We start from the raw sequence: 21392 nt of genomic DNA on the forward strand, positions 1-21392 counted from the left end.
CTTAGGCGGACGCGAGCCGTCTGTCACGCCGTCCGAACGCGCGATCGATCGCCACGACGACCAGCCCCAGCAGCAGGAAGAAGACCAGCAGGCCCGCGAAGTTCGCCGCCGCCCGCGCCAGGCCCAGTTCGCTGACATTGACGAACCAATAGGGCCACCAGCCCGTCATCGCCCCGTGCGCCAGGGTCCAGCCGCCGTAGAGCAGCGGAAAGGCCAGCCATTTGACCGCGTCGATCCAGCGCAGCCGCCCCTTGGCCGTGAACAGCAGCCAGTCGCCGACGAAGGCCAGGGGCATGACGGTGTGCAGCAGAGTGTCTGCGACCTTCTGCCAGCCCTGAGGGTTCCAGGTCTGGGCCAGCAGCAGATGATAAACGACGCCGACCACGACGATGTACATAGCGACGGCGGCCCGCACGCCCTCGCTGCGGCTCCATCGGCCCAGAGGACTGTCGGGCGCCAGCGCCGGCCCCGTCAGGGCCAGCGCCGCCAGCAGATTGGTCAGGATGGTGAAGAAGCTGAAGAAGTTCAGCGTCAGCTCGCCTGCGCCGGAGCCGGGATTGTTCCGCAGCAGCAGGCCGTATTGCAGGGCCAGGGCGCCCCAGCCGACCACGGCGAACAGTCCGCGATAGAGCCGCGCCGTCATCAATAGGCCGGAGCGTCGGACACCAGCGCCCACACCGGCAGGCGCAGGGCGCGGGTGGCGGCGTCCAACTGGGCGGCGTCCAAGTGCTCGCGTCCCGCCTCGACCCGGCGCAGAGCCTCGGGCGTCAGGTCGATGGCGGCGGCCAGGTCGTCGAAGGCCACGCCGCGCTGGTCGCGCCAGCGGCGGATGCGCGCGCCGACGACGGCGTCCATCGGATCAATCCCCGGAAAGCCCAGAACCGAACCCATGGCGTCCTCCTCGGCGCATGCGCCCTAGAACCGTGTCGGATCAGGCATCCTGATCCCATTGGAAGGCCTCGTCCAGCCAGTCGCCGATGCGGCCGTCGGGGCGGGCCAGGGCGCTGATCCGCGCCATTTCGTCGGCCGACAGCTCAAAGTCGAAGATGTCGAAGTTCTCGGCCGCGCGGCTTTCTTTGGCCGTGCGCGGAATGGCGATGACGCCCTGCTGGATGATCCAGCGCAGGGTGATCTGGCCGTTGGTCTTGCCGTGGGCCTTGGCGATCTCGCCGATCACGGCGTCGTCGGCGATCTTGCCCTGGGCCAGCGGCGACCAGGCGGTGATGGACGAGCCCAGTTCGCGCGCCGTCTCGATCAGCGTCTTTTGCGACAGATAGGGGTGGTATTCGACCTGATTGGTGATCAGGGGCGCGCGCGACAGGGCGGCGGCCTCGCGGAACAGGGCCGAGGGGAAGTTGGACAGGCCGATGTTCTTGGTGAAGCCCTGATCGCGCGCCTCGTTCAGGGCGCCGATGGTTTCCGCCAGCGCCGGCGTCGGCTTGGGCCAGTGCAGCAGCAGCAGGTCCGGCGTCAGGCCCAGGCTGAGCGCGGACTCTTCGGCCTGACGCAGCAGGGCGTCGTGATGGAAGTGATCGACCCAGATCTTGGTGGTGACGAAGATGTCGTCGCGCGTGACGATCCCCTCGGCCACGGCGTCGGCGATGCCGTCGCCGACCGCCTTTTCGTTCTTGTAGATCCAGGCGGTGTCGATGTGGCGATAGCCGATGCGCAGGGCTTCGCGCACCATGCGGCGGGCGTCGTCGGCCTCCAGTTGCCAGGTGCCGAAACCGAGCCGGGGAATCTCAACGCCCGAGGCGGTCACGGTCGGCTGATCGGAATAGGGCATGGGGGAGGCTCCGGAGGGACGATGAGCCTGGGATATAGGCGCCCGCTCAGGCGTCGCCATTGTCCAACCAGTGGAAAATCCGATCCCACAACGGCTCCATCCCCTTGCGGAAGGCGCCTTCGTGGCCGATGCGCCGCGCCCCAAAGTCGCCGGGCGCATGGACGCTCATGTTCGAGCGGGCGTTGGGATAGACGCTCAACAGATCGCGCGCCGTGCTGGGCGTGGCGATGGGATCGTCAGTGAAAATCCAGGACAGAATCGGCGCGGTCACGGCCTCATAATGATGCGGCCGCAGGCTGGTCTCCAACTCCTTGGAGAAGTACGCGCGCTTCATGCACCAGCGCCGCCAGGTGGTGAAGACGCCGCGCGGCAGGTCGGTCCCGGCCCACAGGCCGCCGCCCTTGATATAGCCGTGGCGCATCAGGCTGAACGGCCCGAAGCCCAGCCAGAAAAACAGCTCCATCGGATTGTAGCTGCGGTGGTGCCCGCCCCACCAGCCGGTCCCGACCGAGACGAAGGCGTGCCGCTCGATCCGGTGGTGATTGGGCATGAAGCCGAGGAAATGGCCGCCGACGCTGTGGCCGACATGGACGACGCGCAGGCCCGGCGCCGCTTCGATCAGGGCGTCCAGGGCGGCGGGCATGTCCAGCCGTCCCCAGTCGGGATAGTCGATGGTCGAGCCCTTCAGCTCATCCGGCCGCGACCCGGCGATGCCCCGGAAGTCATAGGTCAGCACCGCCGCGCCTCGGCCCGCCAGATGGCGGGCGAACCGCTCGTAAAAACCCTTGGGAAAGCCCGTGCCGGACGAAACCAGCACGGCGATCCGAGGCTGGGCGGCCGACACCAGCCGCATCGACAGCGGATAGCCGTCGGCGGCCGGGGCGGTGAAGTCGCGAGTCACGAAATCGGTCATAGGTCCGTCCTGTTTGGAAACGAACTCTAGCCGGTTGACGCCGCGTCAGGTCAAGGCTTTGCGGGGGCGGTCAGAGGGGGTGAATTCACATCAGAGGTTGGTCGCTTCCCTCACCCCGTTCATCCCGGCGGACGCCGGGATGAGCGGGGGTAACGATGTGCGCCGGATCAATAGGCGAGGGCGTTGCCGTCCTTGCGCATTTCGGTGGCGGCGCCGTAGGTCCAGCGGCCCTGTTCGTTGATCTGCTTCATCACGTTCTGATAGCCGCCGAAGCCGCCGTCGGGCGGCCCCAGATCCCAGCCCATGGCCGTCAGTTGCTGCTTGGTCGCTTCGGGCACGCCGGATTCGAGGTGCAGCTTGCCCACGCCCTCGGCCGGTTGGCCGGTCGGTTCGGACGAGCCGTAGTGCTGCCAGCGCGGGCTGTCGCCGGCTTCCTGCGGGTCGAGGCCGTAGTCGACCATGTTGATGATGATCTGGGCCTGTCCCTGCGGCTGCATCCCGCCGCCCATGACGCCATAGGCCAGCCACGGCTCGCCGTCCTTGCAGGCGAAGCCGGGGATGATGGTGTGGAAGGGGCGCTTGCCCGGCGCATAGACGTTGGGGTGGCCGTCGCTCAGGGCGAACAGCTCGCCGCGGTTCTGGAACATGAAGCCCAGCGTCCGGCCGTCCGGGCCGTCGGCCACCAGACCCCCGCCCATGCCGCGATAGTTGGACTGGATCCAGCTGACCATCATGCCGTCGCTGTCGGCGACGCTGAAGTAGGTGGTGTCGCCCTGCGTCGGCGCATCGCCGGGGAAGACGCGGTCCATGACGCGGCTCGGGTTGATCAGCTTGGCCCGTTTGGCGGCGTATTCCTTGGAGTTCAGCCAGGCGGTCGGGGCCTTGGCGAAGCGCTCGTCGGCGAAGTAGCGGGCGCGGTCCTCGAACGCCAGCCGCTTGGCCTCGGCCTGGACGTGGATCGAGGCGGCGGACTGGAAGCCCATGGCCTTCAGATCGAACTGTTCGCAGATGTTGAGGATCTGGTTGGTCGACAGGCCTTGCGTGTTCGGCCCCAGCGAATAGACCTCGACCCCGCGATAGGTGGTCATCAGCGGCTCGACCCATTCGGTGCGGTGGGCGGCCAGATCGGCGCGGGTCATCCAGCCGCCGATGCGCTTGAAGTAGCGTTCGATATGATCGGCGATCATCCCGTCATAGAAGGCGTCGCGGCCGCCCTCGGCGATCAGGCGGTAGGTGCGGCCTAGGTCCGGATTGGCGAAGATTTCGCCCGTCTTCGGCGTCCGGCCGCGGGTCAGCCAGACCTTCTTTCGGTTGTCGTTTTCCTCGATCGTTGCGGCGCTGCGGTCGAAGCCGGCCATGTTGCGTTCGAGGTAGTAGGCCACGACCTGCGGCACGGGCACGCCCTGTTCGCACAGTTCGGCGACGGGCAGCAGGACATCCTTCCACGGCAGTTTGCCGTAGCGCTGGTGTGCGCTCCACCAGGCGTCGACCGCGCCGGGAACGTTGACCGTCACCGCGCCGTAGCGGGGCAGATAGCCGTCAGCCCCGGCCTTTGAACGGGCGGTGGCCAGCGACAGGCCGCGCGGGCTGTTCCCCGAGCCGTTGAAGCCGACGACCTTCTTCTGCGCCGGATCCCACATCAGGCCGAAGGCGTCGCCGCCTATGCCGTTGGCGGTCGGCTCCAGGAAGCCCAGGGCGGCGTTGATGGCGATGGCGGCGTCGATAGCCGAGCCGCCGCGCCGCAGGGTGTCCAGACCGATCATCGTGGCGGCGGGGTGGGCCGTGGCGGCGGCGCCGTTCGCGCCCCAGACGGTTGAACGGCCCACGAACTTCGGCCCGGTGATGCGGTCGCCGATGCCGACGCCGGCGTAAGGATCCGGCCGGGGCGTGGAGCGGGCGGGAGGCGCCGCGTGTGGGGCCGGGGCTCCGGTCGCTTGTTGTGCGCTGGCGGTTCCCGCCATCAGAGCGCCCGCGGGCAAGGCGGACAGGAACGTGCGGCGACGCATGGCGATAAACTCCCCCTCTTTCGAGGTCCGCATTGAGGCGAGAACGGGAGGGCGATGCAAGCGGTCGAATGACTGCCGGGCAAAGAAAAAGGGCCGCCGAGGCGACCCTTGATCCGATGGGATCGAAACGATCCTATTCGATGTCTTCGTTCAGCAGGCCGACCTTGAAGAAGCCGTTCTCCTGAAGCTTGTTCATGACTTCCATGAACTGATTGTATTTCACTTCCGGCTGGGCGCGGACGAAAACGCGCTCGTCGCGGCAGTTGGCCACGGCGCCCTGGGCGGAGCAGACGTCAGCCGGCAGGGTGGCGATCGAGGTTTCCTTCTCGGCGATGTAGAGCGAGCCGGATTCCTGGATGGTGATGTACACCGGCTCCTTCGGCTTCTCGGCGTCCGGCGCCGGCGGCGTGGCCGGCGGCAGGTCCAGCTTGATCGAGACGGTGGCCATCGGCGCCGCGACCATGAAGATGATCAGCAGAACCAGCATGATGTCCACGAACGGCGTGACGTTGATGTCCGCGTTCTGTTGGGCAAGTCTGCCGCCGCCGCCGCCGCCGCTCGAGGAAAGTTTCGCGCCCATACGCAGTCGTCTCCATCAAGGCCCGCACCCTCCGGCGGACCGCACTGAAATTCAGACTCGTCTCTTGGCGTCCCAGGGCGGCCTTGTAAAGCCGTCGAATGCGAGGAAATGACCATGCAGGGGAATAAGATTGCGAATTCGGTCAGAGGCCGCCTTCTCCGCGATCAATTCAATCCCTGACGACCAACGCCAGCGTTCTTCGGCTCAACCCTTGGCCAGCTTGAGGAATCGTTCGGCCAGGGCCGGGTCGTCCTTGAAGGCGCCGGTGAAGCGGGTGGTGATGGTCGAGACGTGGCGGTGATGCACGCCGCGCGTCGTCATGCACTGGTGCGCCGCATCGACCAGCACGGCCACGCCCCTGGGCTGCAGGTGCGATTCGATGGCGTCGATGATGTCGTTGGTCAGCGTCTCCTGGTTCTGGAGACGGCGGGCGAAGATTTCGACCACGCGCGCCAGCTTGGAGATGCCCACCACCTTCTCGCCCGGCAGATAGGCGACGTAGGCCTTGCCCAGGAAGGGCGCCAGGTGGTGCTCGCAGTGGCTCTCGACCTCGATGTCGCGCAGGATGACCATGTCGTCGTAGCCGGTCACGTCCTCGAAGGTGCGCGACAGCTCCTTGCCCGCATCGGCGTCATAGCCGTCGAACCATTCGCCATAGGCGTCGACCACGCGCTTGGGCGTGTCCAGCAGGCCTGGGCGGTCGGGGTTGTCGCCGGCCCAGGCGATCAGGGTGCGCACGGCCTCCAGAGCCTGTTCGCGGCTGGGACGCTGCGGCGCCTCATTGGCGACGAGGACGGGCTTGGCGGGGGTGGTGCTCATGAAACGATCCGGCGGCGGCGAGAGCGCCTGTTCAGAATACTAATTTATATGGACTTGGGCGCGCGGCCCTGACTGTCTATCAGGCCGCTATATGGGACACGTCGTCCGTCCCGCAAGAAAACTCGCAAAAGACCTGATCTATGGCCCTGCATATCCATGACACCCTGCGCCGTGAAAAGCGCCTGTTCGAGCCGCGCGATCCGAACCGGGTGAGCCTCTATGTCTGCGGCCCGACGGTCTATGACTACGCCCATATCGGCAACGCCCGTCCGCCGGTGGTGTTCGACGTGCTGGTGCGCCTGCTGCGCCGCACCTATGGCGCGGACAAGGTGGTCTACGCCCGCAACGTCACCGACGTGGACGACAAGATCAACGCCAAGGCGGCCAAAGAAGGCGTCGCCATCGGCGAGATCACCGCGCGCTATGAGGCCGCCTATCTGGCCGACATGGGCCTGTTGAACGTCTCGCCGCCCGACATCGCGCCGCACGTCACCGACTATATCGAGGCGATCACCAAGCAGATTCAGGCCATCATCGACGCTGGCTGCGCCTATGCCGCCGAGGGTCATGTGCTGTTCGACGTGTCGTCCTATCCGTCCTACGGCGCGCTGTCGGGGCGCAATCTGGACGACATGATCGCCGGCGCCCGCGTCGAGGTGGCCCCCTACAAGAAGAACCCGCACGACTTCGTCCTGTGGAAGCCGTCCAAGGCGGACGAGCCGTCATGGCCGTCGCCATGGGGCGAAGGGCGTCCCGGCTGGCACATCGAATGCTCGGCCATGATCGAGGAGACGCTGGGTCTGCCCATCGACATCCACGGCGGCGGCATCGATCTGGTCTTCCCGCACCATGAGAATGAAATCGCGCAGGGCGTCTGCGCCCACGGCCACGCCCATGGCGATGACGCGCATGACGAGTACGCCCGCTACTGGATGCACAACGGCTTCCTGACCGTGGACGCCGAGAAGATGTCCAAGTCGATCGGCAACGTCCTACTGCTGCACGATCTGGTGCAGGCCATGCCGGGCGAGGTGGTGCGGTGGGCCCTGCTGAGCGCCCACTATCGTCAGCCGCTTGACTGGAACCAGACCCTGCTGGAGCAGAGCCGCAAGAACCTGGACCGCCTCTACGGCGCCCTGCATCGCGCGGCCGGGGTCGAGGCGGCGGACGTGGAGCCGCCGGTGGAGTTCATGAAGTCCATCGAGGACGACCTGAACACGCCGGGCGCCATGGCGGTCCTGTTCGCCCTGTCCAGCGACATCGAGCGCGGCATGACGGCGGGCGATGAGGCGGCGGTGGCCGAGGCCAAGGGGCGGCTGATCGCGGCGGCCTCGATCCTGGGCGTGCTTCAGGCCGATCCGGCGGAATGGTTCTCGGGCGTCGATGAAGGCCTGAAGGCCGAGGTCGAGGGCCTGCTGGAACAGCGCGCCGCCGCCCGCACGGCCAAGAACTGGGCCGAGGCCGACCGCATCCGCGACCGGCTGAATGAACTGAACGTCGTCGTCATGGACGGCCCGCAGGGCGCGACCTGGCGGATGAAGGGGTAGGAAACCCTCTCCCGGCGGGAGAGGGCTTGAGCGCACGGCGGCGCAGCCGTCGTTCTGGCGCGAAAGGGTGAGGGGTTTGTCCTGTCCGTCGGCGTAAGCCGTCGCACAACGGCCTTGCGGCCGACTTCACCCGCGAACCCTCACCCTTTGGCTGCTTCGCGCCGCCCTACGGGTCGCCTTCACCAATCGCTACGCTCTTGGAGGCTCAAGCCCTCTCCCAACAGGAGAGGGAAAAGCTCAGCGCGCCCGACGGATCAGCTCTTCCGCCAGCACGTCCGTCAGATAGCCGTCCGCCGTCCGCCCGTTGGCCTGCTGCCAGCGGCGCAGGGCGGCGCGGGTGTTGGAGCCGATGACGCCGTCGACGCCCTGGGTGTCGAAGCCCATGCGCGTCAGGGCCTGCTGGGCGCCGACGCGCTGGTCCCGCGTCAGGGGGCCGTCGTTGGGCCAGGAGGCCTTCAGCGGGGGCTTGCCCGATACGCCGTCGGCGATCATGCCGATGGCCAGCGCATAGCTGACCGAGTTGTTGTAGCGGCGGATGACGTAGTGGTTGGGCAGGGCCAGGAAGGCCGGGCCCTTGGCGCCCTGCGGCAACAGGATGGCCGCGCCCTCGGCCGCCTCGGCGCTGTTGGGGGACGAGCCGTCGGCCAGGCGCACGCCGCGCGAGGCCCAGTAGGACCAGGGGTGCTTCGGCCCCTCGGCCTGGCTGTAGTCGAAGTTGGAGGGCAGGGTGACTTCATAGGCCCAGCCCTGGCCGCGCTTCCAGCCCGCCTGGGCCAGCAGATTCGCCGCCGAAGCCAGGGCGTCGGCGTCCGAGCCCCAGATGTCGACCTTGCCGTCGCCGTTCTGATCGACGCCCAACCGCAGATAGTTATCCGGCATGAACTGGGTCTGGCCCATGGCCCCGGCCCAACTGCCTTTCAGCCCCGCGCGGTCGCGCTTGCCCGTCACGACGATGTCGAGGGCGTGCTTCAGCTGTTCCTCGGCCCAGTCGCGGCGGCGGCCGTCATAGGCCAGGGTCGCCAGCGAGCGGATGACGTCGAAGTCGCCCTGAACCTGACCGAAAGCGCTTTCCTGCGCCCAGACGCCCAGCAGGATTTCGGTCGGCACGCCGTACTTCTGGGTCACGTCCCACGGCACGCGGTCGACGCGCTGGCGCGCCATGGCGATTCGCGCGGGCGTGGTGGCGTTCTGGATATAGACCCCGGCGGGGCGCGAGAATTCCGGCTGGTTGCGGTCCAGGCGGATGATGCTGGGGTTCGGCGTCACGCTCTCCAGCTCGCGGGCGTACTCCCATTTGCGGGCGCCGCCGTGGCGCTCCAGGAAGCTCTGCTTCCAGGCGTCGAAGCTGGCGTGGTCATAGGCCTCGCTGAGGTCCGTCTGGGCGGGCGGGGGCGTGGGGGCCGGCGTGGCGGGGGCAGGCTCGACCACGGGCGGTGGCGCAGGCTGGGGCTGCGGCGGCGTGGGAACCATGGGGGTGCAGGCGGCGACCGAACCCAACAACAGAAGACGATAAGCGATACGCATAGTCACAGGCTAACGCCCCCGAATTCCACGACCAATCACAAGCGCGCGAAGGCTGGATCAGTTTCCGTGATAAGGGTGAAAACGGCGTTAACCATTCTTGAAAGCAGGCGGTTAATCCGCCGAATTTACATTGCAGCGTTCCCTGAGTAGGGCCTGGTGGCGGAGGGGCGACGCGCCGGACGTGCAAGTCCGGAGATCCTCCGTTCGACTCGGAGGCCAGGCCTCCAGCGGATTCCCCGCGCGGAATGTTGACGAAAGGCGAAGGCCTCTCTATACGACCGCCTCCGCCGCAGGTTCGCCCGCGGCTCTTTTGTTTTACTCGCCCTCACGGGCCTCCAACCGGGACATCCGACCATGAAGGTCCGTAGCTCGCTGAAGTCGCTGAAGGGTCGCCACCGCGACTGCAAGATCGTTCGTCGCAAGGGCGTTCTGTATGTCATCAACAAGACCGACCCGCGCTTCAAAGCCAAGCAAGGCTGATCACGCGCGATCGGCGCGCCCGGCCTGTCGATAGGTCAGGCGCGCGCCGAGCGTCGGTGGATGGGATGACTATCCACAGGGCCGCGGGCGTTGTCCGCGGCTTTTTCGCGTCCGGCGTTGAGCCGGGCGCCTGTGCGTGATTAGTGATTCTACTTCTTCGCCCTAACGGCCTTCGGCCTGCTTGAAGGCGTGGTTTTCTCTTGCCCTGACGGCCTTCGGCCTGTTTGAGGGCGCAGCCTGATTTTGAGTTCTGGAGTTCAGTCATGGACGACGCTTCCTTCGACGCCAGCCCCGACGTCCTGACCGCCACGGCCCAGGGCCGCCTTCGCTCGATCATCGAGCGCCTGGAGCGCCTCGAAGAGGACAAGCAGGCCGTCATGGTCGACATGAAGGAGGTCTTCGCCGAGGCCAAGGGCGAAGGCTATGACGTCAAGGTGCTGCGCAAGGTTTTGCGCCTGCGCAAGCAGGACAAGGCCAAGCGTCAGGAAGAAGAAGCGATTCTGGACCTCTACCTCTCTGCTCTCGGCGAGATCTGAGGGAGGCGGGCCTGAAGCGCACGCCCTTCAAGCCCTCCGGCGACGGCCCTTCACGCTCCAACAGGCTGAAGGGGGGCGGCGCCCTTAAAACCAAACCTTCTCTGAGCCCCTGGGAGCAGCAGAAGGAGGCGGCGAAACGATCCGCGCTCAACGCTCTGAAACGCGCCCGCCGCTCGGCAGAGAAGGCGGGCGTTTCCCTGTCCGAATGGGAAGGGGAGTTTCTCGATTCGGTCGGGGAGCGGATTCGCGAACACGGCCGCGCCTTCGCCGACCCGGAAAAGGGCGCGCCGGGTCAGGCCCTGTCGGCCATGCAGGGCCGCAAGCTGAAAGAGATCACGGCCAAGGCCAAGGGCGAGCTGCGTCGATTCGGACGGCGTCGTGGAGAGGCCGCGCCCGATGAGGGCGAATGAGGCCTGCAACCGTCCAGCTTGGCCGAGCGTTGCGCCTGCGGATTTCCAAACCCTTTGAGAGGGAAGACTGATGAAACGCTTCGTCTCCGCCGCCCTGACCGGCGGCCTTCTGAGCTTGAGCCTGGCGCTGGCTGCGTGCGGAGACCGGCCGGGCGCGGCGCCCGAGGCGGCTTCGGACGCGACGCCGGATCTCAGCGGCGGCCCCGCGGCGGCGCCCCAGGCGGTCAGCCCGGCGCCGGACGCCGCCCAGGCGCTGCCCGCCGTTGATGAAGCGGCGGCGCGCGCCTTCGTCCGCGAGGAAGGCTCGGCGCTGGAGGTGCTGACATTCGACCGGGTCGGCTCGGTGACGAAGGAGGGGACGGTGAAGGGCTATGCGGCGCCGGTGTACGCCGTGCCCGTGGCGTCGGGCCAGACGCTGAAGGTCGCCTTCAAGCCGTCGAACGCCAACCTGTATTTCAACATCAGCGACGCAGCCGACCAGGGCGGCGCGGCCGTATTCCGGGGCGAGGTCGACGGTCAGACGGCTGAGCTGAAGGCCTCCAAGGACACGACCTACGTCATCACCCCGTTCCAGCCTCGCGCCACCGCGCGTCGGGGATCGGAAGGCGGCTACAGCCTGACGGTCAGCCGGAACTGAGCCAGGGCATGAAGATGAAGGGCGGCGGAGGCGAACTCCGCCGCTCTTTTCGCTGGCTAGGGCAGGGCGTTCAGGCGCATGGCCGACAGATAGGGCTGATAGGCCGCGCGAGCGGCCGCCGCGCCGGACAGGTGGTCCTGTTCGATGTGGATGGTCAGGCCGTAGCGGTCCTTCAACACGCTGATCAGAGAATCGACGTCGCCGCCTGAATCCATGGACTCGATGCCGATGACGGCGACTTCGCCGGTCGGGCCGTCCATGACGACGGACAGGTAGTTCTCGCCGCCGATCGAGGCGAGGGCTGTCGGGGAGGACAGGGCCAGCTCGCGTCCGCCCCTGGTTATCTCGACGGCGGCGACGGCGCTCTTGTAGGCGGTCTCCTGAGCGCCGGCGATGAGGCCGGACAGGGGACCGCTTTCCTCGGGAACCGACGCCTTGGAATCGATCAGCAGGATTTCTGTGCTGGTCCCCGGCTCCCCATAGGTCATGGAGACCGAGAAGGCCTGGCAGTCGATCTCGGTCAGCGGCTTGCCGGCGATGGTCTGGGCCGTCGGCATGGCGGCCAGCAGGGGATGGTTCTCGCACTCGGGCGGCAGGGCGACCTTGAACGCGGCGGCTTCGGCCTTGGTCGGGGCCTCAGGGTTGGAGCAGGCGGCGGTCAGGGCGGCGACGGACGCCAGGGTCAAGGCGACGGCGAGGTAGCGAAACAAGAGGGACGGCTCCCTTTCGTGAACAGAACGCAGGGAGGGTGTGGCCCGTAAAGTTCGCCTTTGAAACCCCGAACGGAAACGACGGGCCCTGTTTCGGGCCGCGTCCGGGCCTTCTTCAGCCGGCTTCCTTGAGCTGTTCCTCCAGGCCCTGTTCGCGAACCTTGCGGTAGAGGGTGGAGCGGCCGATGCCCAGGCGGCGGGCGATTTCCGACATATGGCCGGAATAGACCTCGATCGCGTGCTGGATCAGGTCGCGTTCGATCTGTTCCAGCGTGCGGACGTGGCCGCGGTCATCGGTGATGCGGACGGGGCTGTCGTGCTGGCCGTCGTCGTCGGTCGAGACGGACGCGGAAGCCGAGGCGGGGGCGTCCGGGCCGCTCGGCGCGGCGGCCACGGCGTCCAGCGGCACGGCGACGCCCGAGATGGCCGGGAAGTCGTGCGGCTGCAACAGGGGCGAGTCGGCCAGGACCAGGGCGCGATAGACGGCGTTCTCCAGCTGGCGGACGTTGCCGGGCCAGTCGTGGCCCTGCAGCAGGGCCAAGGTCTCGGGCGAGCAGCCGATGACGCGCTTGCCTTCCTCAAGGTTGAAGCGGGCGATGAAGTGCTCGACCAGGGCCGGGATGTCCTCGCGCCGTTCGCGCAGGGCCGGGGCCTCGATCGGGAAGACGTTCAGGCGGTAGAAGAGGTCTTCGCGGAAGGCGCCTTCCTTGACCTGCTGGGCCGGGTCGCGGTTGGTGGCCGAGACGATGCGGACGTCGACCTTGACCGGGCGTTTGCCGCCGACCGGATCGACCTCGCCTTCCTGAAGGGCGCGCAGCAGCTTGACCTGCATGTCCAGCGGCAGTTCGCCGATCTCGTCCAGGAACAGGGTGCCGCCGTTCGCCTCGACGAACTTGCCTGCGTGTTTTTCGTGCGCGCCGGTGAAGGCGCCCTTCTCGTGGCCGAACAGGATGGATTCGACCAGATTGGCGGGCAGGGCGCCGCAGTTGACGGCGACGAAGGGCTTGCCCGCCCGGTCCGAGGCGCCGTGCAGGGCGCGGGCGATCACTTCCTTGCCGACGCCGCTTTCGCCGGTGATCAGCACGGGGATGGAGGACTTGGCCGCGCGCTGGCCCAGGGCCTTGACCATGCGCATGGGCTCGCTGTCGCCGACCATGTCGTCGAACGAGGAGCGGCCCGCAGCGCGTTTCTTCAGGCGGCCGATCTCGGCGGTCAGCTGGGTCATCTGCAGGGCGTTGCGGACGCCGACCAGAAGGCGGTCGGGCCCGACAGGCTTGACGAAGAAGTCCTGGGCTCCGGCCTGCATGGCCTTGACCACCGTCTCTATGCCGCCGTTGGCCGTCAGCACGATGACCGGCGTGGCCACGCCCGCCGTGCGTATCTCGGCCAGGGCCTCCATGCCCGACAGACCCGGCATGACGAGGTCCAGCAGAACCACGTCGGCGCCGCCGCCCTTGGTCAGACGGTCGATGGCCTCGCCCCCGCTTCCGGCGTGGACGACCGCATAGCCTTCACGGTCCAGAACCGCCTGAATCAGGCGGCGCTGCGTGGGATCATCGTCGACGACCAGAACGGTCTTGGCCATTGGAGCACACCCTTCAACATCACCATCGAACGGCCGTCCTCATTGGTTCGGGACTGGCTCGTTTCGACACAACCCTAGAACGGAGGGAATGAAGATCGGGTTTCGGAGACCTGAGTCAGGGGTTAACGGCGACGGGTGGTGGGCAGACGGCTTCCGGTTGCAACTGCCCGGTCACGGCGCCCATGCTCAAGTTCGGCCAGGGCGAAGCGACGGCCTTGAGATCGGGATGCTTGAGCGCCTCGCGCAGATCGCGGCCGCCGGGACCGGGACAATGCGGAACCTGATAGTCGCCCTGATGGACCCAGCGGCCGTCGGCGCCCTGAGCGAACAGGGCGATCCTGTAAGTGGTCGCCAACAGGATTTCGTCGCGGCCGTCGCCGTTCAGGTCGCGCTGTGCGGCGAGGCAGTTGTAATCGCTGTTGCAGGCGTAGCGCGGATCGCCGGACGGCGCCGGGGCCAGGAAGGCGGCGGGCAGGGGCTTGTCCGCCGGCCATGGGGCGATGTTCGGCGCACGCGGGGGCAGGACGGCTTCCTCTATGTCATAGCGCGAGGTCACGGCCTGGGCCGCCTTGGCGCGACGGGCGATCTCGGCGTCGGAGGATTTCGCCAGCTCGGCCAGGGCCGCGCGTCCCGTCTTGCCCGCGCCGAAGCGCAGGAAGGCGTAGTCGAACTGGGCCGCGCTGACGGCGCCGCGCTTCAGCCGGGCCATCTGGTCGTTGACGGACAGGCGGGCTGGATCGGCTAGGGGGCTGAACAGGGCGAGGATGACCAGCACCGTCAGGACTGCGGCCAGGACGTTGGTGCGCTCCAGCGGCTTCATCCAGGCGGTCTTGCGCCACAGGGGCGACAGGGCGGCCCAGCCGTATCCGGCGGCGTACAGAACGCCGACCAGGGCGCAGGCCGCGGCGATGATGCGGTCGGGCGTCAGGCCGTGCTGGCCGATGCGCAAGGACAGACCCCAGAGCGCGATCAGGATCAGCGGCGTCAGCAGCACCGAGGCGATCCGCACCGCCGCGCGCAGGGCGGCGGGCGGCAAATTGTCCTCGCGCCCGTCCTGGTAGGCCGTGTTGATCAGCACGATCAGGGCGGCGGTGGCCGACAGCACCAGGGCCGTGGCGCTGCCCGTCTTCCACAGCCCGTCCAGTCCGGTGAAGGGCAGGGCGGCCAGGAAGCCCGCCACCAGGACGGTGATGACCAGCAGCAGCCACGACAGCAGCATCAGCGCCACCGTCCGCACGCCCCGGATCAGGCCGCCGCGCACGTCGGTCAGCTGCACCGCCACGGCGAAGACCAGGCAGGTGACGGGGATGGAGAACCACTCCTTGCCCAGCAGCTCGCTCAGGAAGTTGAGGCCGATGACGCGGAACAGGGCCGCGCCCAGGAACAGCAGCAGCCAGAAGGCGCCGGTGAAGCCCAGCGACAGCACCAACTGCACGCCCGCCTTCCACGCGGTGTCGAAATAGTCGTCGTAGTCGGCGATCCAGCGTCGCCCTTCGACCGCAGGGACAATCAGGTGATGGGCGATGAACAGAGCCGCCGCCGCGAAGGCCACGACCGGGAAGCGCAGATAGGGCGGGCGGAAGTAGTCGCTCGCCTGCTGGGCCGCGTCGTGCCAACCCAGCAGCGCCAGAACCGCCGCCGCCACCGCGCCCCACAGCGCCAGCGTCTTCCATCCCATCCGCCCGACGCCCGCCAGCAGCATGATCGGCGCGAACGTCGCCGCCAGCACCAGGGCGGCGAACAGCGAAGGCTGGGTCGCGGGCCAGGCCAGGGCCGTGGCGTCCGACGCCGACCGATACAGCAGATAGAGAACCAGCCCCTGGATCAGGCCGATCCCGATGCGGATGGCGGCGAGCCCGCGCGCGCCTTCCAGCGAGGCGCGGCCGGTGGGGTCGAGGGCGGTATGGGTCATATTTGAACAGTGCTCGATTTTGCGGGCGAAGGGAAGGCGCTTTTCATCGTCCTGGCTTGAGGCTGACCTGCTGAAAGAAGGGCGGCTTGCATCGCGCCGTTTGCCTCCCCACAACCAAGGGCATGAACGCGCCCGTCAAAACGACCGAATTCGCCGACGCCCCGCTGTGGGATCTGTCCGACCTCTACGCCTCGCGCGAGGATGCGCGCATCGCCGCCGATCTGGAGCGGGCCAGGGGGCTGGTGGAGCGGATGAACGGGTTTCAGGGGCGGTTGGCCGCGCTGTCGGGCGCCGAACTGGGCCGGGCGCTGGATGAGGCGATCGGGCTTTATGAGCAGGCGGCGGACGTGATGGGGGCGCTGGGCGCCTACGCCTTCCTCGCCGCCTCGACCAACCGCGAGGACGCGGCGGCGCAGGGGTTCGAGGCCGATGTGCGCGAGAAGCTGACCGTCATCGCCACCCCGACCGTCTGGCTGACGCTGGAGATCAATGCGCTGGACGAGGCGGCGGTGGAGGCGGCGCTGGCGGCCCATGCGCCCGCCGCGCGCTGGGCGCCGTGGCTGCGCCGGGTGCGGGCGATGAAGCCGCATGAACTGTCGGCCGAGCTTGAAACCTTCATCGCCGAGCGCGGCCCGATTCAAGCCCAGTGGCCGCGCCTGTTCGACGAGACCCTGGCCGTGCTGCGCGCACCCGTGGGGGATGAGGAGCTGACCCTGGCCGAGGGGCTGAACCGTCTCAGCGACGCGGACGGCGCCAAACGTCAGGCGGCGGGCGAGGGCCTGTCGACGGCCTTTTCCGGTATCGCCCGGACCATGGCCATGGTGCTGAACACCGTGGCCGCCGAAAAGGCGCTGGAGGATCGCAAGCGCGGTTTCAAACGCCCCGCCGACAGCCGCCACCTGGGCAATGAAGTCGACGGCGAGAGCGTGGACGCCATGGCCGAGGCGGTAGCCGAAGCCTATCCGCGTCTGGCGCACCGCTACTACGCGCTGAAGGCCAAGGCGATGGGCAAGGATCGGCTGGCCCACTGGGACCGCAACGCGCCGATCGAGGCGGCGGCGTCGCGCGCCTATGACTGGGCGGGCGGACGCGCGGTGGTGCTGTCCAGCTTCGCTGATCTGGGCGGAGACTTCGCCGAGCGGGCGGGCTGGTTCTTCGACCGGCCGTGGATCGACGCGCGGGCGCGGGCGGGCAAGCAGTCCGGCGCCTATGCGCACCCGGTGACGGCGGATCGGCACCCCTATGTCTTCCTGAACTGGATGGGCGAGCGGCGCGACGTGCTGACCCTGGCGCATGAACTGGGCCACGGGGTGCACCAGACGCTGGCGGCGGGGCAGGGATCGCTGCTGGCCGACACGCCGCTGACGCTGGCCGAGACGGCGTCGATCTTCGCCGAGGGGCTGACCTTCGACCGCTTGCTGGCCGAGGCGACGCCGGACGAACAGCGCGCCCTGCTGGCGGGCCGGATCGAGGACGGGCTGAACACGGTGGTCCGCCAGATCGCCTTCCACCGCTTCGAGACGCGCTTCCATGACGAGCGGGCGGCGGGCGAGGTGCCGGTCGAGCGCATCCGCGAAATCTGGATGGAGGAGTTGGGCGCCAGCCTCGGCCCGTCCGTCGACCTGACCGGCTATGAGGACTGGTGGGCCTATGTCAGCCACTTCGTCCACGCGCCTTTCTATGTTTACGCCTATGCGTTCGGCGATCTGCTGGTCGCGGCGCTGATGGAGACGCGGGCCAAGGATCCGGCGGCCTTTACGCCCCTGTATCGCGACCTGCTGTCGGGCGGCGGGGCGCGGACCTATGTCGAGGCGCTGAAGCCGTTCGGCCTGAACCCGCGCGACCCGGCCTTCTGGACCATCGGCACCAAGCGGCTGGAAGGCCTGATCGATCGGTTCGAGGCGCTGGGATGAGGCGCGGGCTTGAGCCGTGCGCAGGCCTCGCTATAAGGGCCGTCGAAATCTCGACTCTTTTTTGGATGCCCCATGGCCGACCAGCACGCTGAAGCGACCGCCCCCCACGTCCACGGGGAAATGAACATCACGGAGCAAGCGGGCACCTGGACGCTGTTCATGGGCCTGACCAAGTGGTTGTCGTTGGCCACGGCCGTGCTGATTCTTTTCCTGACGGTGTGGTTCGCCGTCGGCGCCGGTTTCATTCCCGCCTTCATTAGCGGTGTCGTGCTGTCGGTCGCGGGTTTCTTCATGCTGCGTTCCAAGTCGTCGCACTGAGTTTCGGCTCTCTGGAAACAGAGGTGTCCTGAAGGCCCGCCGGTTCGTCCGGCGGGCCTTTTGCTTGTGGGGCTTTGACGCCGCTTCCAGCTTCGGCCTAACGTCGCTTTCGGACCCTGGGGATTGGGAGGATTCGCTTGGCCGTCGCCATCGCCGTGACCCGTGAACGCCATGAAGGCGAGACGCGCTGCGCCGTAACCCCGGAAACGGTCAGGAAGCTGGCCGATCTCGGCGCGACCGTGACGGTCGAGGCGGGAACAGGTCTGGGCTCGTCCATTCCGGATGACGATTACGTCGTGGCGGGGGCCAGCGTGCGGCCCGATCTGGCGGCGGCGTTGGCGGGAGCTGACATCCTGCTGAAGGTGCGCGGCCCGACGGCGTCGGAGATCAGCGCCCTGAAGCCCGGCGCGGTGGTGGTCAGCCTGCTGGACGCCTGGCGCGACAAGGCCACGCTTGAGGCGTTGAGGGGCGCCAACGCCACCGCCTTCGCCATGGAGTTCGTGCCGCGCATCACGCGCGCCCAGGTGATGGACGTGCTGTCGTCCCAGGCCAATCTGGCCGGATATCGGGCGGTGATCGAGGCGGCCTATGCCTATGGAAAGGGCTTCCCCATGATGATGACGGCCGCCGGGACGGTGGCCGCCGCCAAGACCTTCGTCATGGGCGCGGGCGTTGCGGGGCTTCAGGCCATCGCCACGGCGCGGCGTCTGGGCGCGGTCGTTACAGCCACCGACGTGCGCCCTGCCGCCAAAGAGCAGGTCGAGAGCCTGGGCGCCAAATTCGTCGCGGTCGAGGATGAAGAGTTCAAGGCGGCCGAGACGGCGGGCGGCTACGCCAAGGCCATGTCAGCCGAGTATCAGGCCAAGCAGGCCGACCTGACCGCCGCCCACATCATCAAGCAGGACGTGGTGATCACCACCGCCCTGATCCCCGGCCGCCCGGCGCCGAAGCTGGTGACGGCGGCGCACGTCGCCTCGATGAAGCCGGGCTCGGTCATCATCGACCTGGCGGTCGAGGCGGGCGGCAACGTCGAAGGCTCCAAGCCGAATGAGGTCGTGACCACGGCCAATGGGGTGAAGATCGTCGGCTGGAGCAACATGCCCGGCCGCATCGCCGCGGACGCCAGCGCCCTTTATGCGCGCAACCTGGTCGCCTTCCTGGGGTTGATGATCAAGGACGGCGCCCTGGCGGTCGATCTGGAGGAGGAAATCCTCAAGGCCGCCGTCGTCACCCACGGCGGCGCCGTGGTGCATGAAGGAGTGAGAGGCTGATGGAACACGTTGATCCCACCGTCTTTCGCCTGGCGATCTTCGTCCTGTCGATCTTCGTCGGCTACTATGTCGTCTGGAGCGTGACGCCGGCGCTGCATACGCCGCTGATGGCCGTGACCAACGCAATTTCCAGCGTCATCATCGTCGGCGGCCTGATCGCGGCGGCGGCGATGAGCGCGCAGGCGGGCGGGCCGAACGCCTGGATCGCCAAGGGCGCGGGCGTGGCCGCAGTCACCCTGGCCAGCGTCAACATCTTCGGGGGCTTCATGGTCACGCGCCGGATGCTGGCCATGTATCGCAAGAAGGAAAGGCCCAAGGCTTCGTGACCCTGTCGCCTATCCTGCTGGCCTTCTATGCCTCCTGGGCCGTCACGGGTCTGGGCGTGGCCCTGTGGATCTGGAGCTGGGTGCGGGTGAAAGACCCCATCGGGCGCCTGCGGTTCCAGGACTGCGGGGTCGTGCTGGTTTTCGCCGCCGTCCTGACGCGCATCATCATCCAGGATCGTCAGATGACGGTCTTCGACTGGGCGATGATCCTGCTGGGGCCTCTGTTCATCGCGGCGGCGCTGTGGCGTCTGTCGCGCACTCAATCCGTCAAACGTTAAACCTCGAAGAGTATCGCGTGATGAAGACTGTCTTGATTTCCGTCGCAGCCGTGTCGGCTGTTGTCGCCCTGGCCGGGGCTGCCTCTGCGCAATCGACCCGCGAAGTGGGCAAGAATCCCTACGGCGGCCTGCACTGGTCGGTTGTCGCGCCGCAGGGCGCCAGCTGGGCGCTGGAATGCGGTTTCGCGCCCGTGACGGTGCGCGGCGTTCACATGAATCGCATCAAGCACACGGGCTCGGGCCGGATGACCGGGCGTTTGCCGGGCGCGGACGGCCGCTGCCAGGTGATCAAGACGGGCGGCCAGGGAACGGTCGGTCTGGCGGTGGTCAAGAACGGCCAGGCCACGGCGGCGGGCACCAACGGCGGCGCGCCCGCCATCGTCAACGTTTTCTGATTCAGGACTGAAGAGGGGGAGGGGATGAACGCATCGATCGCGGCGCTGGCCTATCTGGCGGCGGGGGTTCTGTTCATCCTCTCGCTTCGAGGGCTGTCCAGCCCTGAGACCAGCCGTAAAGGCAACACCCTGGGCATGGTCGGCATGGCCCTGGCCGTCGGCGTCACCCTGCTGACGCTGGGGACCAGCGGGGCGCTGGATCCCCTGACCCTGGCCCTGATCGCGGGCGGGGTCGTGGTCGGCGGCGGCGCGGGCGCGGTCATCGCCAACCGCGTACCGATGACGGCCATGCCGCAACTGGTCGCGGCTTTTCACTCCCTGGTCGGCCTGGCGGCCTGTCTGGTGGCGGTGGGGGCGGTCTATGCGCCCGACGCCTTCGGCATCGTCACGGCGACGGGCGGGATCAAGACCCTGTCCATCGTCGAACTGAGCCTGGGCGTGGCCATCGGCGCCGTCACCTTCACCGGCTCGGTCATCGCCTTCGCCAAGCTGGACGGGCGGATGAGCGGGGCGCCGATCATCCTGCCGGCGCGGCACCTCATCAACATCGCTCTGGCGCTGGCTCTCGTCTTCCTGATCGGCATCCTGATCGGGACGGGCGGGACGGCGATCTGGGCCTTCTGGGGCGTGTTCGCCATCGCCCTGATCCTGGGCGCGACCCTGATCATCCCCATCGGAGGGGCGGACATGCCCGTCGTGGTGTCCATGCTGAACTCCTATTCCGGGTGGGCGGCGGCGGCGCTGGGGTTCACGCTGGAGAACATCGCCCTGATCATCACCGGGGCCCTGGTCGGGTCGTCGGGCGCGATCCTCAGCTACATCATGTGCAAGGGCATGAACCGCAGCTTCATCAGCGTCATCCTGGGCGGTTTCGGCGCCGAGGCGGGCGCGGCGGCGGGCGGCGGGGCGGTCGAGACGCGGCCGGTCAAGCAGGGCTCGGCCGAGGACGCCGCCTTCATCATGAAGAACGCCTCCAAGGTCATCATCGTGCCCGGCTACGGCATGGCGGTGGCCCAGGCTCAGCACGCCCTGCGCGAAATGGCCGACACGCTGAAGGAAGAAGGCGTTGAGGTGAAATACGCCATCCACCCCGTCGCGGGTCGGATGCCGGGGCATATGAACGTCCTGCTGGCCGAGGCCAACGTCCCCTATGACGAGGTGTTCGAACTGGAGGACATCAACAGCGAGTTCGCCTCGGCCGATGTGGCCTTCGTCATCGGCGCCAACGACGTGACCAACCCGGCGGCCAAGACCGACCCGCAGTCGCCCATCTACGGCATGCCGGTGCTGGACGTGGAGAAGGCGGGGACCGTCCTGTTCATCAAGCGGTCGATGGGCAGCGGCTACGCCGGGGTCGAGAACGAGCTCTTCTTCCGCGACAACACCATGATGCTGTTCGCCGACGCCAAGAAGATGGTTGAAGGGATCGTGAAGGCCCTTTGACGG

Annotated in this window: 23 protein-coding genes and 1 tRNA gene; 13 read left to right on the forward strand and 11 right to left on the reverse strand. The window is 67.7% G+C overall.

Going from position 1 to position 21392, the window contains the following annotated elements; translation table 11 throughout:
• Position 1: 1 nt before the first annotated feature.
• The 7 genes from EGK63_RS03790 to folE form a co-directional block, all read right to left on the reverse strand.
• A complete protein-coding gene (locus EGK63_RS03790; protein WP_125900000.1) occupies positions 2 to 643 on the reverse strand; it encodes a Pr6Pr family membrane protein in 642 nt (213 codons plus the stop codon).
• Positions 643 to 891, reverse strand: coding sequence for a helix-turn-helix domain-containing protein (locus tag EGK63_RS03795; protein WP_125900001.1), 249 nt, complete (start codon positions 889 to 891; stop codon positions 643 to 645). Before EGK63_RS03795 ends, EGK63_RS03790 begins: the two co-directional genes overlap by 1 nt.
• 40 nt (positions 892 to 931) lie before the next feature.
• A complete protein-coding gene (locus EGK63_RS03800; RefSeq protein ID WP_125900002.1) occupies positions 932 to 1786 on the reverse strand; it encodes an aldo/keto reductase in 855 nt (284 codons plus the stop codon).
• A gap of 46 nt (positions 1787 to 1832) precedes the next feature.
• Positions 1833 to 2699 (reverse strand): alpha/beta fold hydrolase, encoded by an 867-nt coding sequence (locus EGK63_RS03805; RefSeq protein WP_125900003.1) that lies wholly within the window; start codon positions 2697 to 2699, stop codon positions 1833 to 1835.
• Between the two features lie 167 nt (positions 2700 to 2866).
• Entirely contained in the window at positions 2867 to 4705 is a 1839-nt protein-coding gene (locus tag EGK63_RS03810; RefSeq protein ID WP_125900004.1) for a gamma-glutamyltransferase family protein, read from the reverse strand.
• 133 nt (positions 4706 to 4838) lie between these two features.
• Positions 4839 to 5285 (reverse strand): biopolymer transporter ExbD, encoded by a 447-nt coding sequence (locus EGK63_RS03815; protein ID WP_125900005.1) that lies wholly within the window; start codon positions 5283 to 5285, stop codon positions 4839 to 4841.
• 204 nt (positions 5286 to 5489) lie between these two features.
• On the reverse strand, positions 5490 to 6104 hold the full coding sequence (gene folE / locus EGK63_RS03820) for a GTP cyclohydrolase I FolE (protein WP_125900006.1): 615 nt from the start codon (positions 6102 to 6104) through the stop codon (positions 5490 to 5492).
• Between the two features lie 140 nt (positions 6105 to 6244).
• Between folE and cysS the strand changes: the two genes are divergently transcribed.
• Positions 6245 to 7651, forward strand: a complete 1407-nt coding sequence (cysS, locus tag EGK63_RS03825) for a cysteine--tRNA ligase (protein WP_125900007.1) — start codon at positions 6245 to 6247, stop codon at positions 7649 to 7651.
• 237 nt (positions 7652 to 7888) lie between these two features.
• Here the strand turns inward: cysS and EGK63_RS03830 are convergent, their stop codons facing one another.
• Complete coding sequence (locus EGK63_RS03830; RefSeq protein ID WP_125900008.1) at positions 7889 to 9175, reverse strand: lytic murein transglycosylase; 1287 nt, start codon at positions 9173 to 9175, stop codon at positions 7889 to 7891.
• 150 nt (positions 9176 to 9325) lie between these two features.
• On the opposite strand from EGK63_RS03830, the gene EGK63_RS16435 reads away from it, so the two are divergent.
• The 5 genes from EGK63_RS16435 to EGK63_RS16440 all read left to right on the forward strand — a co-directional run bounded on the left by EGK63_RS16435 (position 9326) and on the right by EGK63_RS16440 (position 11238).
• A tRNA-Ala gene (locus EGK63_RS16435) sits at positions 9326 to 9402 on the forward strand.
• Positions 9403 to 9529: 127 nt separating this feature from the next.
• Positions 9530 to 9655, forward strand: a complete 126-nt coding sequence (gene ykgO, locus EGK63_RS03835; RefSeq protein ID WP_003165750.1) for a type B 50S ribosomal protein L36 — start codon at positions 9530 to 9532, stop codon at positions 9653 to 9655.
• 263 nt (positions 9656 to 9918) lie between these two features.
• On the forward strand, positions 9919 to 10191 hold the full coding sequence (locus tag EGK63_RS03840; RefSeq protein WP_003165749.1) for a DUF2312 domain-containing protein: 273 nt from the start codon (positions 9919 to 9921) through the stop codon (positions 10189 to 10191).
• A 101-nt stretch (positions 10192 to 10292) separates the two neighbouring features.
• Positions 10293 to 10601, forward strand: coding sequence for a hypothetical protein (locus EGK63_RS03845; protein ID WP_125900009.1), 309 nt, complete (start codon positions 10293 to 10295; stop codon positions 10599 to 10601).
• A gap of 70 nt (positions 10602 to 10671) precedes the next feature.
• Complete coding sequence (locus tag EGK63_RS16440) at positions 10672 to 11238, forward strand: hypothetical protein (protein ID WP_165906522.1); 567 nt, start codon at positions 10672 to 10674, stop codon at positions 11236 to 11238.
• A gap of 56 nt (positions 11239 to 11294) precedes the next feature.
• Here the strand turns inward: EGK63_RS16440 and EGK63_RS03855 are convergent, their stop codons facing one another.
• The 3 genes from EGK63_RS03855 to EGK63_RS03865 form a co-directional block, all read right to left on the reverse strand.
• Positions 11295 to 11948 (reverse strand): hypothetical protein, encoded by a 654-nt coding sequence (locus tag EGK63_RS03855; RefSeq protein WP_243637556.1) that lies wholly within the window; start codon positions 11946 to 11948, stop codon positions 11295 to 11297.
• Between the two features lie 115 nt (positions 11949 to 12063).
• Entirely contained in the window at positions 12064 to 13533 is a 1470-nt protein-coding gene (locus EGK63_RS03860) for a sigma-54 dependent transcriptional regulator (RefSeq protein WP_125900010.1), read from the reverse strand.
• A gap of 115 nt (positions 13534 to 13648) precedes the next feature.
• Positions 13649 to 15445 (reverse strand): DUF4153 domain-containing protein, encoded by a 1797-nt coding sequence (locus EGK63_RS03865; RefSeq protein ID WP_125900011.1) that lies wholly within the window; start codon positions 15443 to 15445, stop codon positions 13649 to 13651.
• 122 nt (positions 15446 to 15567) lie between these two features.
• Here EGK63_RS03865 and EGK63_RS03870 point away from each other — a divergent pair, with 122 nt between their 5' ends.
• The 7 genes from EGK63_RS03870 to EGK63_RS03900 all read left to right on the forward strand — a co-directional run bounded on the left by EGK63_RS03870 (position 15568) and on the right by EGK63_RS03900 (position 21389).
• Positions 15568 to 17358, forward strand: coding sequence for a M3 family oligoendopeptidase (locus EGK63_RS03870; RefSeq protein WP_125900012.1), 1791 nt, complete (start codon positions 15568 to 15570; stop codon positions 17356 to 17358).
• A gap of 72 nt (positions 17359 to 17430) precedes the next feature.
• The gene (locus EGK63_RS03875) at positions 17431 to 17676 is read left to right on the forward strand and encodes an aa3-type cytochrome c oxidase subunit IV (protein WP_165906523.1); all 246 of its coding nucleotides are present in this window, start codon (positions 17431 to 17433) and stop codon (positions 17674 to 17676) included.
• A 137-nt stretch (positions 17677 to 17813) separates the two neighbouring features.
• Positions 17814 to 18947: a Re/Si-specific NAD(P)(+) transhydrogenase subunit alpha gene (locus EGK63_RS03880; protein WP_125900013.1), complete on the forward strand. Its 1134-nt coding sequence runs from the start codon at positions 17814 to 17816 to the stop codon at positions 18945 to 18947.
• Positions 18947 to 19273: an NAD(P) transhydrogenase subunit alpha gene (locus tag EGK63_RS03885; protein WP_121482436.1), complete on the forward strand. Its 327-nt coding sequence runs from the start codon at positions 18947 to 18949 to the stop codon at positions 19271 to 19273. The genes EGK63_RS03880 and EGK63_RS03885 overlap by 1 nt, the downstream gene beginning before the upstream one ends.
• A complete protein-coding gene (locus tag EGK63_RS03890) occupies positions 19270 to 19551 on the forward strand; it encodes a hypothetical protein (RefSeq protein WP_046653284.1) in 282 nt (93 codons plus the stop codon). Before EGK63_RS03885 ends, EGK63_RS03890 begins: the two co-directional genes overlap by 4 nt.
• 20 nt (positions 19552 to 19571) lie before the next feature.
• Positions 19572 to 19946, forward strand: coding sequence for a hypothetical protein (locus EGK63_RS03895; protein WP_125900014.1), 375 nt, complete (start codon positions 19572 to 19574; stop codon positions 19944 to 19946).
• A 24-nt stretch (positions 19947 to 19970) separates the two neighbouring features.
• Positions 19971 to 21389, forward strand: coding sequence for an NAD(P)(+) transhydrogenase (Re/Si-specific) subunit beta (locus EGK63_RS03900; RefSeq protein WP_125900015.1), 1419 nt, complete (start codon positions 19971 to 19973; stop codon positions 21387 to 21389).
• Positions 21390 to 21392: the final 3 nt, after the last annotated feature.

It is taken from the genome of Brevundimonas sp. 357 (genome assembly GCF_003938605.1).
Classification (GTDB): domain Bacteria; phylum Pseudomonadota; class Alphaproteobacteria; order Caulobacterales; family Caulobacteraceae; genus Brevundimonas.

What these genes read in the sequence shown, in the direction of transcription:
- EGK63_RS03885 (WP_121482436.1), top strand. Translation starts at nt 18,947, where the DNA reads ATGGAACACGTTGATCCCACCGTCTTTCGCCTGGCGATCTTCGTCCTG.
- ykgO (WP_003165750.1), top strand. Translation starts at nt 9,530, where the DNA reads ATGAAGGTCCGTAGCTCGCTGAAGTCGCTGAAGGGTCGCCACCGCGAC.
- EGK63_RS03875 (WP_165906523.1), top strand. Translation starts at nt 17,431, where the DNA reads ATGGCCGACCAGCACGCTGAAGCGACCGCCCCCCACGTCCACGGGGAA.
- EGK63_RS03860 (WP_125900010.1), bottom strand. Translation starts at nt 13,533, where the DNA reads ATGGCCAAGACCGTTCTGGTCGTCGACGATGATCCCACGCAGCGCCGC.
- EGK63_RS16440 (WP_165906522.1), top strand. Translation starts at nt 10,672, where the DNA reads ATGAAACGCTTCGTCTCCGCCGCCCTGACCGGCGGCCTTCTGAGCTTG.
- EGK63_RS03830 (WP_125900008.1), bottom strand. Translation starts at nt 9,175, where the DNA reads ATGCGTATCGCTTATCGTCTTCTGTTGTTGGGTTCGGTCGCCGCCTGC.
- EGK63_RS03800 (WP_125900002.1), bottom strand. Translation starts at nt 1,786, where the DNA reads ATGCCCTATTCCGATCAGCCGACCGTGACCGCCTCGGGCGTTGAGATT.
- folE (WP_125900006.1), bottom strand. Translation starts at nt 6,104, where the DNA reads ATGAGCACCACCCCCGCCAAGCCCGTCCTCGTCGCCAATGAGGCGCCG.
- EGK63_RS03790 (WP_125900000.1), bottom strand. Translation starts at nt 643, where the DNA reads ATGACGGCGCGGCTCTATCGCGGACTGTTCGCCGTGGTCGGCTGGGGC.
- EGK63_RS03840 (WP_003165749.1), top strand. Translation starts at nt 9,919, where the DNA reads ATGGACGACGCTTCCTTCGACGCCAGCCCCGACGTCCTGACCGCCACG.
- cysS (WP_125900007.1), top strand. Translation starts at nt 6,245, where the DNA reads ATGGCCCTGCATATCCATGACACCCTGCGCCGTGAAAAGCGCCTGTTC.
- EGK63_RS03795 (WP_125900001.1), bottom strand. Translation starts at nt 891, where the DNA reads ATGGGTTCGGTTCTGGGCTTTCCGGGGATTGATCCGATGGACGCCGTC.
- EGK63_RS03865 (WP_125900011.1), bottom strand. Translation starts at nt 15,445, where the DNA reads ATGACCCATACCGCCCTCGACCCCACCGGCCGCGCCTCGCTGGAAGGC.
- EGK63_RS03870 (WP_125900012.1), top strand. Translation starts at nt 15,568, where the DNA reads ATGAACGCGCCCGTCAAAACGACCGAATTCGCCGACGCCCCGCTGTGG.
- EGK63_RS03895 (WP_125900014.1), top strand. Translation starts at nt 19,572, where the DNA reads ATGAAGACTGTCTTGATTTCCGTCGCAGCCGTGTCGGCTGTTGTCGCC.
- EGK63_RS03805 (WP_125900003.1), bottom strand. Translation starts at nt 2,699, where the DNA reads ATGACCGATTTCGTGACTCGCGACTTCACCGCCCCGGCCGCCGACGGC.
- EGK63_RS03810 (WP_125900004.1), bottom strand. Translation starts at nt 4,705, where the DNA reads ATGCGTCGCCGCACGTTCCTGTCCGCCTTGCCCGCGGGCGCTCTGATG.
- EGK63_RS03815 (WP_125900005.1), bottom strand. Translation starts at nt 5,285, where the DNA reads ATGGGCGCGAAACTTTCCTCGAGCGGCGGCGGCGGCGGCGGCAGACTT.
- EGK63_RS03900 (WP_125900015.1), top strand. Translation starts at nt 19,971, where the DNA reads ATGAACGCATCGATCGCGGCGCTGGCCTATCTGGCGGCGGGGGTTCTG.